The sequence below is a fragment of the Sphaerisporangium sp. NPDC051011 genome (genome assembly GCF_040653595.1).
Lineage (GTDB): Bacteria > Actinomycetota > Actinomycetes > Streptosporangiales > Streptosporangiaceae > Sphaerisporangium.
Map to the genome: position 1 here is coordinate 198,514 of NZ_JBFAGG010000008.1, position 14,688 is coordinate 213,201.

11 protein-coding genes are annotated in these 14,688 nt (G+C 69.3%); 7 read left to right on the forward strand and 4 right to left on the reverse strand.

The window, feature by feature from the left end:
- Window positions 1–43: 43 nt before the first annotated feature.
- The 6 genes from AB0H21_RS20205 to AB0H21_RS20230 all read left to right on the forward strand — a co-directional run bounded on the left by AB0H21_RS20205 (window position 44) and on the right by AB0H21_RS20230 (window position 7,396).
- Window positions 44–1,009: a 2-dehydropantoate 2-reductase N-terminal domain-containing protein gene (locus tag AB0H21_RS20205; protein ID WP_358518467.1), complete on the forward strand. Its 966-nt coding sequence runs from the start codon at window positions 44–46 to the stop codon at window positions 1,007–1,009.
- Window positions 1,010–1,170: 161 nt separating this feature from the next.
- Window positions 1,171–2,376, forward strand: a complete 1,206-nt coding sequence (locus tag AB0H21_RS20210; RefSeq protein ID WP_358518470.1) for a cytochrome P450 — start codon at window positions 1,171–1,173, stop codon at window positions 2,374–2,376.
- A gap of 38 nt (window positions 2,377–2,414) precedes the next feature.
- Window positions 2,415–2,609 (forward strand): ferredoxin, encoded by a 195-nt coding sequence (locus AB0H21_RS20215; RefSeq protein ID WP_358518473.1) that lies wholly within the window; start codon window positions 2,415–2,417, stop codon window positions 2,607–2,609.
- Between the two features lie 543 nt (window positions 2,610–3,152).
- Window positions 3,153–4,868, forward strand: coding sequence for an ATP-binding protein (locus AB0H21_RS20220; protein ID WP_358518476.1), 1,716 nt, complete (start codon window positions 3,153–3,155; stop codon window positions 4,866–4,868).
- A 117-nt stretch (window positions 4,869–4,985) separates the two neighbouring features.
- Complete coding sequence (locus tag AB0H21_RS20225; RefSeq protein ID WP_358518479.1) at window positions 4,986–6,308, forward strand: M48 family metallopeptidase; 1,323 nt, start codon at window positions 4,986–4,988, stop codon at window positions 6,306–6,308.
- A gap of 152 nt (window positions 6,309–6,460) precedes the next feature.
- The gene (locus AB0H21_RS20230; protein ID WP_358518481.1) at window positions 6,461–7,396 is read left to right on the forward strand and encodes a DUF5996 family protein; all 936 of its coding nucleotides are present in this window, start codon (window positions 6,461–6,463) and stop codon (window positions 7,394–7,396) included.
- A 55-nt stretch (window positions 7,397–7,451) separates the two neighbouring features.
- On the opposite strand, the gene AB0H21_RS20235 is transcribed toward AB0H21_RS20230, so the two are convergent.
- Window positions 7,452–7,880: a hypothetical protein gene (locus AB0H21_RS20235; RefSeq protein ID WP_358518484.1), complete on the reverse strand. Its 429-nt coding sequence runs from the start codon at window positions 7,878–7,880 to the stop codon at window positions 7,452–7,454.
- 585 nt (window positions 7,881–8,465) lie between these two features.
- On the opposite strand from AB0H21_RS20235, the gene AB0H21_RS20240 reads away from it, so the two are divergent.
- A complete protein-coding gene (locus AB0H21_RS20240) occupies window positions 8,466–9,443 on the forward strand; it encodes an NAD-dependent epimerase/dehydratase family protein (RefSeq protein ID WP_358518487.1) in 978 nt (325 codons plus the stop codon).
- A gap of 67 nt (window positions 9,444–9,510) precedes the next feature.
- Here AB0H21_RS20240 and nrfD read toward each other — a convergent pair whose 3' ends face one another.
- Genes nrfD through fdh form a run of 3 tightly spaced genes read right to left on the reverse strand, consistent with a single transcriptional unit; the run spans window position 9,511 to window position 14,589 of the window.
- A complete protein-coding gene (nrfD, locus tag AB0H21_RS20245; protein WP_358518489.1) occupies window positions 9,511–10,446 on the reverse strand; it encodes an NrfD/PsrC family molybdoenzyme membrane anchor subunit in 936 nt (311 codons plus the stop codon).
- A 16-nt stretch (window positions 10,447–10,462) separates the two neighbouring features.
- On the reverse strand, window positions 10,463–11,338 hold the full coding sequence (locus AB0H21_RS20250) for a 4Fe-4S dicluster domain-containing protein (RefSeq protein WP_358519020.1): 876 nt from the start codon (window positions 11,336–11,338) through the stop codon (window positions 10,463–10,465).
- A gap of 29 nt (window positions 11,339–11,367) precedes the next feature.
- Window positions 11,368–14,589: a formate dehydrogenase gene (gene fdh, locus AB0H21_RS20255; RefSeq protein ID WP_358518492.1), complete on the reverse strand. Its 3,222-nt coding sequence runs from the start codon at window positions 14,587–14,589 to the stop codon at window positions 11,368–11,370.
- Window positions 14,590–14,688 lie beyond the last annotated feature (99 nt).

A 14,688-nucleotide genomic window follows, 5' to 3' on the forward strand; every position in this document is an offset into this window, starting at 1 on the left:
GTGGAGATGACCTCCAAATCGATCGTACCCCACGAGGTGCAGCGTGAAGATCCTGATGTTCGGCCGAGGCGTGATCGCCACCGTCTACGGCTGGGCCCTGCAACAGGCGGGACATGACGTCGAGTTCTACGTCCGGCCGGGCCGCGCGGCGACGTACGGGGACACGGTGGACCTCGACCTGATCGATACGCGGCGCCGGGTGTGGGGGCAGCGCGTCGTCGAGAGGTGGCCGGTGCGCTACCGCGAGGCGCTGGAGCCGGACCACGACTTCGACCTGATCGTGCTCAGCGTGCCGCACCACCGCCTAGCGGAGGCGACGGCCTTCCTGTCCCCGCGTGTCGGCCAGGCCACGGTGCTGGTCTTCGGCAACATCTGGACCGAGCCGCCGGCCGCGATCGGCGCACTCCCTGTCGACCAGATCGCCTGGGGCTTTCCCCAGGCCGGTGGCGGTTTCGGCGCGGACGGCGTGCTCCGTGGGGCGCTGCTGCCGTCGGTCGTCTTCGGCACCCTCGGCCGGCCCCCGACCGACCGGGAGCGGGCCGTGCGCCAGGCGTTTCGCGAGGCCGGGCTCCGGCTCAAGGAGCAGCCTGACTTCCGCGGCTGGCTGTGGGTCCATTTCGTGTCGGATGCCGGCCTGTTCTCGCAGGGCCTGCGGCTGGGTTCGCTGTCCAAGCTGGCCGGGGCGACGGGCGACCTGCGCGAGGGGCTGCTGGCCGGCCGCGAGCTTCTGCCGCTCCTCGAGGCGCGCGGCGTTGACCTGCGACGTCACCGGGGCGGTGTGCTGCTGTTCCGTGCGCCCACCTGGCTGACGGCCCCCGCGCTCGCCTGGCTGACTGCTCATTTCGCGCCCGTGCGCGTGAATTTTGCGGCGCACTCCGACCCCGACGCCGAGGAGCCGCGTGAGGTCTGCCGGGACACCCTGGCCGAAGCACGACGGTTGGGCATCTCGGTACCGCGACTGGAAGCGGCGGAACCGAACTTCGCCCGTGAGGGGACGGGTCGAGTCTGAATCCACCGATGTTGTCGGTCCCGGTGGTCCATTGCGGTTCCTTGGTCCGCCGCATCCCGGAGCCAGACCCGGTCGCACCGGTCGACCAACTGCCGTTCACACACGGCTATTCGCTGTCCAGCCTCTATCGCCTGTTCGTGACGTCGTGGAAGGAAAAAGTCATGACTACCGTCGAGAATCACGAGTTCCCCATGGCCCGTACGTGCCCGTTCATGCCGCCGCCGGCGTACGAAGAGCTCCGCGAAGAAGAGCCGGTTTCGCGGGTTCGTCTGCCCGACGGCGGGTGGGCCTGGGTGGTCAGCCGCCACGAAGACGTGCGAACCGTGTTGAACGACCGGCGGTTCAGCGCCGACCGGCAGCATCCGGACTTCCCGCAGCTGGTCAAGGGCGAGGCGGCGTCCCGGCGGCCGGACGAGGAGCGCCTCCTGATCGCGATGGACGCGCCCGAGCACGGGCCGGCGCGCAAGGCCGTACTCGGCGAGTTCACGGTGCGCCGGTTGGAGGCGCTGCGGCCGCGGATCCAGGAGATCGTCGACGGGCAGATCGACGCGCTGCTGGCCGGGCCGCAGCCCGGTGACCTGGTGGACTCGCTGTCGCTGCCGGTCCCGTCGCTGGTGATCTGCGAGATGCTGGGTGTGCCCTACGCCGACCATGAGTTCTTCCAGGAGCACACGGTGAAGGTGATCAAGCAGTCGACGCCGCCCGAGGAGCGGTGGGCGGCCATGGGGTCCATCCAGGGCTACATGACCGACCTCATCGCGGAGAAGGAGGAGAACCCGCCGGACGACCTGCTCGGGCGGCAGATCGTCAAGCTGCGCGCGAACGGCACCTATCGGCGGACGGCACTGGCCGGCATGGGCTTCCTGCTGCTCGTGGCCGGCCACGAGACGACGGCGAACATGATCTCTCTGTCGACCGTGGCGTTCCTGCGCAACCCGGAGCAGCTCGCGATGCTCAAGGCCGACCCGGGCAAAACGCTCAACGCGGTCGAGGAGATGCTGCGGTACTTCACGATCATCGACGTGGCGACGGCCCGGCTGTGCGTCGAGGACATCGAGGTCGGCGGGCAGCTGATCCGCGCCGGCGAAGGAGTGCTGGCGCTCGGTTATTCGGCCAACCGGGACCCGCGGGCGTTCGAGAACCCGGACGAGCTCGACATCGAGCGCGGCGCGCGCCACCACGTTGCGTTCGGTTTCGGGCCGCACCAGTGCCTGGGCCAGAACTTGGCTCGGATGGAACTACAGATCGTGTTCGACACGCTGTTCCGCCGCGTCCCCACGCTGGAGCTGGCGATGGATGTCGACGAGCTGCCGTTCAAGGACGACGCGAACATCTATGGCCTGTACCAGCTCCCGGTGACCTGGTAGCGGACGAACTGCCATCCCCACCTCAGGAGGAGAGGTCCATGAAAATCATCGCGGACACCGGCAGGTGCGTCGGTGCCGGACAGTGCGTGCTCACTGAGCCCCAGCTGTTCGACCAGAGCGAGGACGACGCCACAGTCATCGTGCTGAACGAGACACCGGAGGGCGAGTTGGTCGAGAAGGCCCGCGAAGCGGTGCACGTGTGCCCTAGCCAGGCCCTCTCCCTGGAGGAGTGAGTCAATCCGTGGATGGCCTTACAGCCTGAAAATCGGTGTGGGACGCTGAACGGCGCGTCTTCGCTCAAACAGGGCGAACTCGCACGATGCGGCACCCTATAACCCGCCGCGTTGGATTGGATGAGCGACGCGCCCTTGCTTCAGCGGACCCGGCACGACGGTTCGAAATCGAGGAGAGCCTCCTGACTCGGCCCGCAGCCCCGGTACGTCCCGGCTCACCATGCGGACGGGGTGGCCGGCAATGCCTGCGCCCCCAAGGCCGACCGCGCCACCGTTCCCGAAGCCGTCCGCGCCTCGGCCGCCTCAAGCCGGACGAATCCTCCCTGACCCGCTCCGAGGCGCCCCATCTGTACACCCTCACCGACCGGGTCGCCGCCGAACTCGGCGCGCCTCCCGCCGAGCTGATCCAGGTGACACCGGGCTTCTGAGACCAACTGAGAAGTGGCAGGGCTGGATCAGATAGCCGTAAACCAGCAGTTCAGAAGCTTGGATGGTCTACTGAGAACCGTTGTAGGAAGGCCAGCCTTCCGTTAGGCTCAGCGCGTGGACCAAGACGAGGCAAACGCCGCGCTGACGGCATTGGGCAAGGGCACCACAGCCGACGCACTGGAGACGGAGACGCTCGATTTCAAGCTCGTCGCCGACTCGCTCAAGGCCACCTTCAACTTACTCGCCGATGCCCTGGTCTGCTTCGTCAACGCACGCGGAGGCACTATTGTGCTGGGCGTCGACGACAAAGCCCCTGAGCGCGCGAACGCACTCAGAGGAGTGCCTGGCGGCTATACCGTGGACCTCATCCGCAAAGCGATCTTCGACCGGACACGGCCGCCCCTCACCGCCTTCGTCAACGAGAAATTCGTCGACGGGGTCCGTCTGATCCTGATAACCGTGCCGCAAGGAGTCATGCCGCACAGCACCGCCGCCGGGCTTGCCACACGTCGTCTCGGAAAGGAATGCCTGCCCTTTCCGCCCGACCAGCAACGCGAGGTGATGATCGCACGCGGCCAGGTCGATTGGTCGGCAGACGCCTCTAGCGTCGATATCAACCGCCTCAGCGCACTGGAATTCGCCAGATTGAGGCGGATCCTGGCGGCGAGCGGCCGAGACCATCTGGCAGATCTAGGAGATCATGCCCTTCTACAGGCGCTGCGTCTCATCGCACCCAACGGCAGCATCACAAACGCGGGCGTCCTCCTACTCGCAGACGAGCCGCTGATAAATCAGGTGGTCCCTGGCTATGGCTACTCCTATCAGTTTCGTCCCAGCGCGGGCAGCGAAGCCACCGGGAGGCTGCGCGGGAGCCAGCCCATGATAAGGGCGATTCAAATCCTCACGGATGCGACAGAGACACGGCGAGAGGTGCACCCGCTCAACGTCGCCGGCGGGGTGCAGCTCCAACTGACGGACTATCCTGGCGAGGCGGTCCGCGAGCTGATCATCAACGCTTTCATCCATCGGTCCTACGAGACCGGTGGAACAGTCGATATCGAACACTCCCCGGAGCATCTCATCATCACGAGCCCCGGCGGCCTGGTCTCCGGTGTCACTCCATCGAATATTCTCACGTATCCCTCGACACCTCGGAACCGCCTTCTCACCGAAACGGTCTCCATACTGCAACTTGCCGAGAGAACAGGCCAAGGAGTGGACAGGGCTTACCGGGAAATGCTGCGCATCGGTAAGGAACCCCCGCTTTTCGAGGATCACGCGACGTTGGTCCGGGCCACTCTGGCAGGCGGGATCGGAAACAGCGCGTTCGTGCGTTTCATCAGCGATCTGCCGGTCAGAGCCGGACGTGATCTCAATGTGTTGCTGGCGTTGTCCTACCTTCGGCACAACTCCAATCTCGATGCAACGAAACTTTCATCCGCCATTCAGCGCACCCCGGCCGAGGCGCAGGAGGTTCTGGCCACCATGGCGGATGAGTACAATCTTCTGGAAATAACGCGCCGTACGGTGTCGAAGCCATTTCCGACGTACCGCCTGCGTTCCGATGTTCTCGCCGCGATGTCCCGTTCGATCACCTACCGAAGACACAACCCGCGAGAGACGGACCAGAAAGTAATCGATCACGTGCGCGAATACGGGTTCGTCACCAATCAGACGATTCGACGCCTCTTCGACCTGCACGTGTACGCGGCCAGAGACCTGCTAAATACACTGAGGGATCGGGAGATCCTTGAAAAGATCGGAGACAGGCGCGGCGGCGCAGGGATACGCTATGGCCCAGGAAAGAAGTTTCCCAAGGGCAGATCATAGACCGCGAACGTCGGCCCGACGGCTGGCCCGTCGCCTCATTGACGCAGGGCATCAGCGGGCGTAAGCACCTTCGGCAATTTCTGTCCTCATGCCCCCACATACGGCATGATCTCGGGCATGACCACGCCGCCTGCCGTCGAGGCCGACGGGATGTGCCCGTCCTGTTCCGCGCCCCTGTCGGCCGATCCCCGCTTCGTGATCTGGTGCCCCTCGTGCTCGTGGAACCTCGACCCCTCGGCCGGGACGGGTGCCGTGACCACGGCTCCGCGCCGCCGGGCGGAACGGCGGCGCGAGGCACGGCGGCGGGCCGACGGCGCGACCGTCGAGCAGGTGTTCCGTGACCTCGCGAACCCGTCGCGTCCCCCCGCCGTACGCGACGGCTCGTGGTTCGCGGCCATGGCCGTCGCCGGGTCGGTGCATCTGGTCACCGCCGCGTTCACCGTGGGGTCCATCGGGCTGCTGACCACCGGAAACCTGCTGATGGTGCCGGTCGCCGCGATCGGCCTCGGCATCGCCTTCGTCACCCGTCCCCGCCTGGGCCGCCTCGACCCGGACGGCTCACCCCTGTCCCGCTCCGAGGCGCCGCACCTGTACGCCCTCGCCGACCGGGTCGCCGCCGAACTCGGCGCGCCTCCCGCCGAGCTGATCGAGGTGACACCGGGTTTCGGCATGAGCCACACCAGGGTGGGACTGCGGCGGCACGTCGTCCTCACCATCGGCCTCGCCCTGTGGGAGGTGCTTACCCCCGAGGAGCGCGTCGCCGCGCTCGCGCACGAGTTCGGTCACGCCGTCAACGGCGACCCGCGCCGCGCCCTGTGGTTCCACTCGGCCGTCGAAGCGCTGACGCACTGGAACAGGGCCGGCGCTCCCGGGCCCGTCGAGCAGTCCGGAGCGGGCCTGGTCTTCTTGATCATGGACTGGGTGGCCAAGCTGGTGATGCGCGGCGTCCACCACCTCACCGAGCTGCTGCTGCGCCGGCTGCTCCGCCTCACGCTGGCCGCCGGCCACCGCGCCGAGTACCACGCGGACGAGATGGCCGCCCGCGTCGCCTCGTCCGCGGCGACTGGATCGATGCTGCGGGCGCTGGTCCTCGGTGACAGCGTGGAGACCGTCTTCCGCCGCCGCTCGGCCGTCCGGCAGGGGACGCGCTCTGGCCGCGCGCCCTCCCGCGACCAGGCCGACGCGTCCCTGTGGCAGGAGCTCCGCGAGTACGTGGCCTCGATCCCCGAGGTGGAACGCCTGCGCCGGCTGCGCCTGTCCGCCCGCCGGATGAGCTCCGTGGACAGAGCCCATCCCCCCACGTACCTGCGCGTCCAATTGATCGGCGCGCGACCGCCGGCCGAGGCCGCCCTCACCCTCGACCCGGCCGAGACGGCCGCCATCGAAGAGGAACTCACACCGGCCCGCACCCAGGCGGCCCGCGTCGTGATGATGTCCTGAGCCGGTCACCCACCGTCTCACGGAGACGCGTTGCGATTTTCGCAATCCCACGTAGGGTGGGGCGGATCGCCGACCTCGGAGGGGTTTCCGTCGACTGGCTGCTCGGCGCGGGCGGCCCTCTTGAACGTCGCGGGGTGGGGAATGACCCTGGGATGCGATTGTTTCCGGCGATGCCGTTGGGTGAGTGGCGGGAGACCAAGGACACGTTGCACCGGTTCGCGCAGGTCGTGGGGAAGATACGGCTGGCGGCGGGGGTGCGGCGTAACCACTGGTGGAACGCGCCGTTCCACGTCACCGGGCGTGGGCTGACGACGCGGCCGATGGGACAGGCGGACGGTAACCCGATCTTCACCATCGACTTCGACTTCGTCGACCATCAGCTCGTGGTGACCACCGTGGACGGCCGGGAGGTGTCGTTCCCGTTGTACGACCGGTCGGTGGCCTCGTTCTACAACGAGACCATGCGGGCGCTGGACGCGCTGGGAGTGCGCGTCACCATCGAGATCCCCCGGCCGTTCGACCTGCCGGACGCGGGGCGGCCCTTCGCCGAGGACGACGAGCACGCGTCGTACGACGCGGCCATGGTGACGCGGTACTGGCAGGTGCTCAGTCAGGTCAACCTGTTGCTGGAGGAGTTCGCCGCGAACTTCTCCGGGAAGATCAGCCCGGTCCACCACTTCTGGCACACCTTCGACATCGCCTGCACACGGTTCTCCGATCGGAAGATCGACCAGCCGCCCGAGACCGACCCGGTGACCCGCGAGGCCTACTCGCGCGAGGTGATCAGCTCGGGGTTCTGGTTCGGCGACGACTCATTCCCCGAGGCCGCCTTCTACTCTTACACCGCTCCGGAGCCGGCGGGACTGGAGGAGGAGCCGCTGCGGCCGGAGGCGGCGACGTGGGTGCCGCAGCGGGGAAGCCACCTCGCGATCCTGCGCTACGACGACGCCCGCGCCGAGCGCGACCCGCGTGCCGCCGTGCTGGAATTCTACGAGAGCGCCTACCAGGCCGGGGCCCGCCGTGCGCGATGGGACGTCCCCGGGCTCGCCTGCCCCGGCGGCGTCACCGACCCCGTGCTGAGCGCCTGAGGCACACATGGGGCGCTCTCCCCAGAGGCGAGGGGAGGGCGCCGGCCAGGTTCGGTTACTCTGTTCGGGTGACGCGGCCCTCCAGGTGGAGGAGTTTGGTGACGTTGATGATGATGTGGGCGGCGGCCACGCCGTCGCGGTCGCATCGGGGCTGGTCGAGGTCGACGAAGAAGCCCGTCGCCCCGATGCTGATGAGCGGGACGCGCTGGTTGTAGCGGTAGGCCAGCGGCGGCGAAGTGTCCTTGTCGAAGGTGAGGACGACACGGTCGCCGTCGAAGGCGAGGGTCACGTCGGCGCCCTCGCCCTTCTGCTCCCCGAGCGCCCGGCCCTTGTAGACGGCATACCCGCCGTCGATCCAATCGCCGAGCTGCTCGCCGCAGCGGCCGGGAGCTTGCGGGACGGCGGCCGTGGCGGTGGAGGTCAGGGTCAGGGCTGCGAGGGCGGTCGCGGCCAGGACCGTCGTGCGTAGGGACATCCGGGACATGCAGGTCCTTTCATCGCTGGATGCTGACCGCCTGTCCCACCGCGCGGACGGCCTGGCCGGAAAGAGGCGGCGGGACCCAATCAATTCCGGTGACGTTCCGCAATCAATAGTGACTCGCGGCTATGGATTCAGGTCGCTCCAACACTCCCAGGGCGGCAAAGTCATGCTCATGTTCGACGGTTGTCGGACACGCCGTTCCGGCGCCGGACCGCTTCCTGCCAGCGGCAAGGCATTTTCGAAGAAACTTCCGCACACCCCCGATCACGATTGCGAGGACGGCGACGACCCGAATCGGGCCGGTGGCCGACACTTACGGAACCCGCCCGCGGGTGAGGAGGGCGAGCCTGGACGGGCGCAACGTGTCCGTCCGGTTCCATAGGGCGGCGCCGCGGCTCGCCCGCTCGCGGCCCCTCCGTCCGCGCCGACCGGCGGCAGGGCCCGGGCGGTGCCCTTCCGCCCTTCGATACCCATCCGCTTGCGCTCCCCACTAGCGAGAGTTACAGTCTCTAACTATAGACAGGCGCCGTAACGATAGCGAGAACCTATCCCGAGGCCTCGCCGTACCGGACCGTTTAGGGAGCCCTCATGTCCACCACCACGCACCCCGCCGAGCAGAACCTGCACGTCGTCCTCGGAGCGGGACCCGCAGGGACCTCACTGGCCGGCGAACTGGCGCGCCGCGGCCACGCCGTGCGTCTCGTCGACCGCTCGGGGTCCGGCGCGGCCATCGAGGGCGTCGAGCGGCACGCGGCCGACGTGACCGACCCCGGCGCCGCCCGCGCCGTCACGGACGGCGCCGCGGCGGTGTACCACTGCGTGAACGTCGCCTACCACCTCCAGGTCGAGGTGATGCCGCGCGTCCAGCAGGCCGTCCTCACGGCCGTCGAGGCGGCGGGGGCGCGTCTCGTGGTGCTCGACACGCTGTACCCGTACGGCGAGACCGGCGGCGCGGTGATGACCGAGAGCACTCCGTGGAAGGCGACCACCCGTAAGGGGCGGATGCGCGCGGAACTGGACGAGAAGTATCTCGCCGCCCATCGCGAGGGACGGGTGCGGGTGGTGCTCGGACGGGCGGCGGACTTCTACGGGCCAGGGGTGCTCAACTCCACGCTGGGCGGGACGGTCTTCCCCGGCGCGCTCACCGGCGACACCGTCCTCGGCATCGGCGACATCGACCTACCGCACAGCTACACCTTCATCGGCGACGTCGCGTCCGGCCTCGCCACGCTGGGCGAGCAGCCGACCGGCGACGGCGCGGTGTGGCACCTTCCCACGGTGCCCGCGGTGACGACGCGGCAGGTCCACTCCATGATCGAGGAGCGGGTCGGCCGACCGCTGAACGTCACCGTGGTGAAGGAGCCCCGCCCGTTCGGCCCCTTCGACGAGACCTTCATGAACGAGTACGCCGATATGTTCTACCAGCACACAGAGCCGCAGATCATGGACTCCTCGGCCATCGAGCGGACGTTCGGCCTGCGCCCCACGCCGCTCGCGGAAGGGCTGGACGCGACCCTGGCCTGGTACGGAGCGTGGCTCGCGAGCCTGTCCGGGACGACGGCCTGACCGGCCGCCCGCCCGTCAAGACCTCGGGGACACGAGAGCCGGCCGCCGATCGCGGCCGGTCCGGCCCTCACGCGTACGTGGTCCGCGGCGACGGCGACTGGGCGCGTTGCGGGATGACGGTGTACCGGGGGTCCTCGGCGGAGGCGACGCCCGCGGAGAAGACGCCGAGGCGGACGCAGGCCGAGGCCGCCATGAGGGCCGCGCCGGACAGGACGGCGGCGGCCCGCCTGCGCCCGCACAGGGCAGCGCCCACGGCGCCGGCCACCGCGAGCGCCTCGCCCGTCCGCATGAGGACGCCCGCGCGGCCGTGCTCGTACGCGTCGGCGATCATGCCCATGCGGCGGCGCATGAGCCACCCCGCGCCGAGTTCGAGGGCGGTGCCGAGGACGGCGGCGCGGCGGGCCGGGCCGTTCTCCGAGGGCGGCGCGGCGATCATGGCGGCGCCCGCGGCGGTGGCGGTGGCGGAGCCGGCGAACAGGAACGGCATCTCGCGGTACCCCTCGTGCCAGGCGGGCACGGCGGTGTCGCTGATCAGCACCGCCGTGTACGTCGTGACCGCGGGCCCGAGGACGGCGGCGCCGTAGCAGGCCGCGCGCCCGGTGAAGGGGAAGCGGCCGGTGAGATCGGTGAGCAGGCTGACGCCGACGAGCGGCGCGTACGACGCCAGCAGCCAGGAGCCCACGCTCATGGGTGAGGTGGGTTTGAAGGTCCTCAGCATGTGGAGGAACCGCCCCGGCCGCCCGAGGTCCTCCACGAGGGCGGCGAGCGACAGGCCGACGCCGGCGAGCGCGGCGGCCTTCCCCGCGCGGGCGAGGCCAGGACGGCCGGTGAACTGGCCTCCGGCGGCGAACACCGAGGACGCCCCGGCGAGCCCGCCCAGGTACAGGTAGCCGCCGATGCTCGCCGCGCGCCACGTCGGCGGCTTCAGGATGCGCCGGTTGTAGTACGAGACGTACTCCTCCGCCAGGTGCGTCCCCTGGCCGTCGGCACTGCGCGTCGTCATTCCCACTCCCCGTCGGTCACGTGCGAACCCGTGCAGGTCTCCCGCCGCGGAACTCGAAGGAGGCCGCGGCGAAGGCGGTGGCGATGGTGACCGCGAGGGTCAGCGCCGCGACTCCCGCGTGACGCCACATGGAGGGCAGGTCGCGGGTCGTGTCCTTCGGCGCGGGCGGGAACCCGTACACCTCGGGCCGGTCGAGCAGCAGGAAGAACGCACCGTTGCCGCGCACCCCGTCCGCGGGGTCGTGGCCGTAGAGGCGGGCGTCGGTGACGCCGTCGCGGTGCAGGGTCTCGACGCGGGCGGCGGCGCGGTCGAGCAGGTCGTCCAGCTCGCCGAACTGGATGGACTGGGTCGGACAGGCCTGCGCGCACGCCGGGGTGAGCCCGTCGCCGATGCGGTCGTAGCAGAGCGTGCACTTCCACGCGAGGCCGTCGTCCTCGCGCTTGCCGATCACGCCGTACGGGCAGGCGGAGACGCAGTAGCCGCAACCGTTGCAAATGTCCGACTGCACGACGACGGTGCCGAACTCGGTGCGGAACAGCGAGCCGGTGGGGCACACGTCCAGGCAGGCGGCGTCGGTGCAATGCTTGCAGACGTCGGAGGCCATGAGCCAGCGCAGGTCACCGGTGTCGTCGGCCGTCCCGGCGCGCATCGGCTTGCGCTGCTCGACGAAAGCGACGTGCCGCCACGTGGACGCCGAGAGCTCCTCGGTGTTGTCGAACGACAGGCCGGTGAACGTGAACGGCGGGTCGGCCGGAAGCCGGTTCCATTCCTTGCAGGCGACCTCGCACGCCTTGCAGCCGATGCAGATGGACGTGTCGGTGAAGAAGCCCATCCGCGGGGGATGCCGCTCGTATCCGGTCTCCTCCTGCACCTGGGGCAACCTGGTGACCATCTTCGCCGTCTTCGCCACGTCCGCCATGGTCAGACCTCCTGCCGCGTCGGCTCGTACAGCCCCGCGCGCCGCCGGAACGTCTCGACGAGGCGGTCGAGACCGGGCCCGCGCGGGCGGCGTCCCGGCTGGATGTCGGCGGTGCACGCCTTGGTCTCCTGGATGTGGGCGTTCGGGTCGAGCACGATGGACGTCAGCTCGTTCGCCGAGTCGCCGGTCGCGCATCCGTTCGGCCCCCAGTGGTAGGGCAGGCCGATCTGGTGGACGACGCGGCCGTCGAGACGCAGCGACGGCATGCGGTCGGTGATCAGCACCTTCGCCTCGATGGCGCCGCGCGCGCTGATGATCGTGGCCCACTCGCCGTGCTCCAGGAGCCGTTCCTCGGCCAACTCCGGCGAGACCTCGCAGAACATCTCCGGCTGGAGCTCCGACAGGTACGGCAGCCAGCGGCTCATGCCCCCTGCGGTGAAGTGCTCGGTGAGCCGGTAGGTCGTGACGACGTACGGGTACACGTCGCTGCCGGTCGGGTGGTAACGGTTGCCGGGCCGGTCGTACAGCAGGCGCGCGGGATTGTTCGGGTGCGCCCGGTACAGCGGGTTCTCGCACGGCGTGTCCTGCGGCTCGTAGTGCGCGGGCAGCGGGCCGTCCATGAGCCCGGCCGGGGCGTAGAGCCAGCCTTTTCCATCGCCTTGCATGATGAACGCGTCGGTCCCGGACAGCGCGTCTGCGCCGATGGCGCCCTCGGGCGGGCGGTAGTCGGGCGGCCGGTCCTCGATGAAGTCGGGAATGTCGTGACCTGTCCAGCGGCCGAGGCCCGCGTCCCACCAGACGTACGCCTTGCGCGCGCTCCACGGGTTGCCGTCCGGGTCCGCCGACGCGCGGTTGTACAACGTACGCCGGTTGAGCGGCCACGCCCAGCCCCACTCGTGCGACACCCAGCTCTGCTCGGTGTGCGGCCTGCGGCGGGCCGCCTGGTTCACGCCGTCCGCGAACACGCCGCAGTAGATCCAGCAGCCGCACGAGGTGGACCCGTCGCCGCGCAGTTCCGTGTAGCTCGACAGCGGTCCCCCGTCCGGGCCGTACCCGTTGATCTCGCGCAGGACGGCCTCGGCGCTCGGCTCGCGCAGCCCGCCCTCGACCGGGTAGTCCCAGGTCAGGTCCAGGATCGCGCGGTCGTACGGCTCGGCGGACCCGGCGAGGCGCTCCCGGACCATCCGGCCGAGGTGGTACACGAACCACAGGTCGCTGCGGCAGTCCCCGCTCGGCTCCACGGCGGCGTGGTGCCACTGCAACAGGCGGTTGGTGTTGGTGAACGTCCCGTTCTTCTCGGTGTGCGAGGCGGCAGGGAAGAAGAACACCTCGGTGCGGATCTCCTCGGTGCGCAGCTCGCCGGTCTGGATCTCCCGGCCGTCCTTCCACCACGTCGCCGACTCGATGAGAGCGAAGTCGCGCACCACGAGCCAGTCCAGGTTCGCCATGCCGAGCCGCTGCAGCCGGGTGTTGGCCGACCCGACGGCCGGGTTCTCGCCGAACAGGAAGTATCCCTTGCACACGCCGTCGAGCTGGGCCATCGTCGTGTCGTAGGTGCTGTGCGAGCCGGTCAGCCGGGGCAGATGCCCGAAGCAGAAATCGTTCCCGGCGGTGGCCGCGTCCCCGTAGTACGCCTTGAGCAGGCTGACGACGTAGTGGCGCGCGTCGGCCCAGAAGCCCTTCCGCGTGCTGACGACGTCGACGAAGTCGTCCAGGTTCTCGTCGGTGTGCGCGTACGGCATCGGGATGTAGCCGGGCAGCAGGTTGTACAGCGTCGGGATGTCACTGGACCCCTGGATGCTGGCGTGCCCGCGCAGCGCCATGATGCCGCCGCCCGGCCGCCCGATGTTGCCGAGCAGCAGTTGCAGGATGCTCGCCGTGCGGATGTACTGCGTGCCCACGGTGTGCTGCGTCCACCCCACCGCGTACGCGAAGGCGCTGGTGCGGTCGGGCCCGGAGTTGGACGTCAGCGCGTCGCAGACCCGGGCGAACATCTCGGGCGGGATGCCGCACGTCCGCTCGACCACCTCCGGCGTGTAGCGGGAGAAGTGGCGCTTCAGGATCTGGTAGACGCAGCGCGGGTGGCTCAGCGTCTCGTCGTGCTCCGCGTGCGGCGAGACCGGGGCGCCGCCCGAGCCGTGCGCCTCGCTGCGTCCGGGCTGGTGGTACGCGTCCAGCCGCAGCCGGCGGCCGGACACAGCCTGCACGGGCGGGCCCTTGTACTGCCAGGTGCCCACGTCGTAGGTGCGCGTCTCAGGGTTCCAGCCGGAGAAGACGCCGTCGAGGTCCTCGGTGTCGGCGAACTCGTCGGAGACGATGCACGCGGCGTTGGTGTAGTTCAGGACGTACTCGCGGAAGTCCTTGCCCTCCGACAGCACGTGGTTGATGATCGCGCCGAGAAAGGCGATGTCCGTGCCCGCGCGGATCGGCACGTACAGGTCGGCCATGGCGCTGGTGCGGCTGAAGTGCGGGTCGACGTGGATGACGGTCGCGCCGCGCAGCTTGGCCTCCATCACCCACTGGAAGCCCACCGGGTGCGCCTCGGCGAAGTTGGAGCCCTCGATGACGATGCAGTCGGAGTGCTGCAGATCCTGCATGAACGTCGTCGAGCCGCCCCGGCCGAAGGACGTGCCGAGGCCGGTCACCGTCGAGCTGTGACAGACCCGCGCCTGGTTCTCCACCTGGACGACGCCGAGGCCGGTCATCAGCTTCTTGATGAGGTAGTTCTCCTCGTTGTCCAGCGTCGCGCCGCCCAGGCTGGCGATGCCCATCGTGCGGGCCACGCGCTTGCCGTCGTGGTCTTCCTGCCAGGTCTCGCGGCGGGTCCGCACCACGCGGTCGGCGACCATCTCCATGGCCGTGCCGAGGTCGAGCTGTTCCCATTCGGTGCCGTACGGCCTGCGGTACAGGACGGAGCGTTCGCGCCCGGGGCCGGTGGCGAGCTGGAGCGACGCCGAGCCCTTCGGGCACAGCCTGCCCCGGCTGATCGGCGAGTCCGGGTCGCCCTCGATCTGAACGACCTTCTCACGGGAGACGAAGACCTTCTGCCCGCAGCCGACGGCGCAGTACGGGCAGATGGACCGGACCACGCGGTCGGCGGTAGCGACGCGGGAGCGCAGCTCGTCGCTCTTCTTCGACCGGACGGCGGCGCCCAGGCCGCGGCGGTCGGGACCGGTGAGCTGCCGCACCACCGGCCATCGCCCCAAGAAGTCCTTTATCGCCATATCGCCCCCCGCCCGAGCACTCGGCGTATCCACTGGGGGGCGTACCACTTCCTGCCCGTACCTCCCCCACCAAGCCCCGCTCCAACCTTTGCCCCCACC

Coding starts and splice junctions, on each gene's coding strand:
- fdh (WP_358518492.1), bottom strand. CDS start 14,589: ATGGCGATAAAGGACTTCTTGGGGCGATGGCCGGTGGTGCGGCAGCTC.
- AB0H21_RS20215 (WP_358518473.1), top strand. CDS start 2,415: ATGAAAATCATCGCGGACACCGGCAGGTGCGTCGGTGCCGGACAGTGC.
- AB0H21_RS20235 (WP_358518484.1), bottom strand. CDS start 7,880: ATGTCCCGGATGTCCCTACGCACGACGGTCCTGGCCGCGACCGCCCTC.
- AB0H21_RS20250 (WP_358519020.1), bottom strand. CDS start 11,338: ATGGTCACCAGGTTGCCCCAGGTGCAGGAGGAGACCGGATACGAGCGG.
- AB0H21_RS20225 (WP_358518479.1), top strand. CDS start 4,986: ATGACCACGCCGCCTGCCGTCGAGGCCGACGGGATGTGCCCGTCCTGT.
- AB0H21_RS20230 (WP_358518481.1), top strand. CDS start 6,461: ATGCGATTGTTTCCGGCGATGCCGTTGGGTGAGTGGCGGGAGACCAAG.
- nrfD (WP_358518489.1), bottom strand. CDS start 10,446: ATGACGACGCGCAGTGCCGACGGCCAGGGGACGCACCTGGCGGAGGAG.
- AB0H21_RS20240 (WP_358518487.1), top strand. CDS start 8,466: ATGTCCACCACCACGCACCCCGCCGAGCAGAACCTGCACGTCGTCCTC.
- AB0H21_RS20210 (WP_358518470.1), top strand. CDS start 1,171: ATGACTACCGTCGAGAATCACGAGTTCCCCATGGCCCGTACGTGCCCG.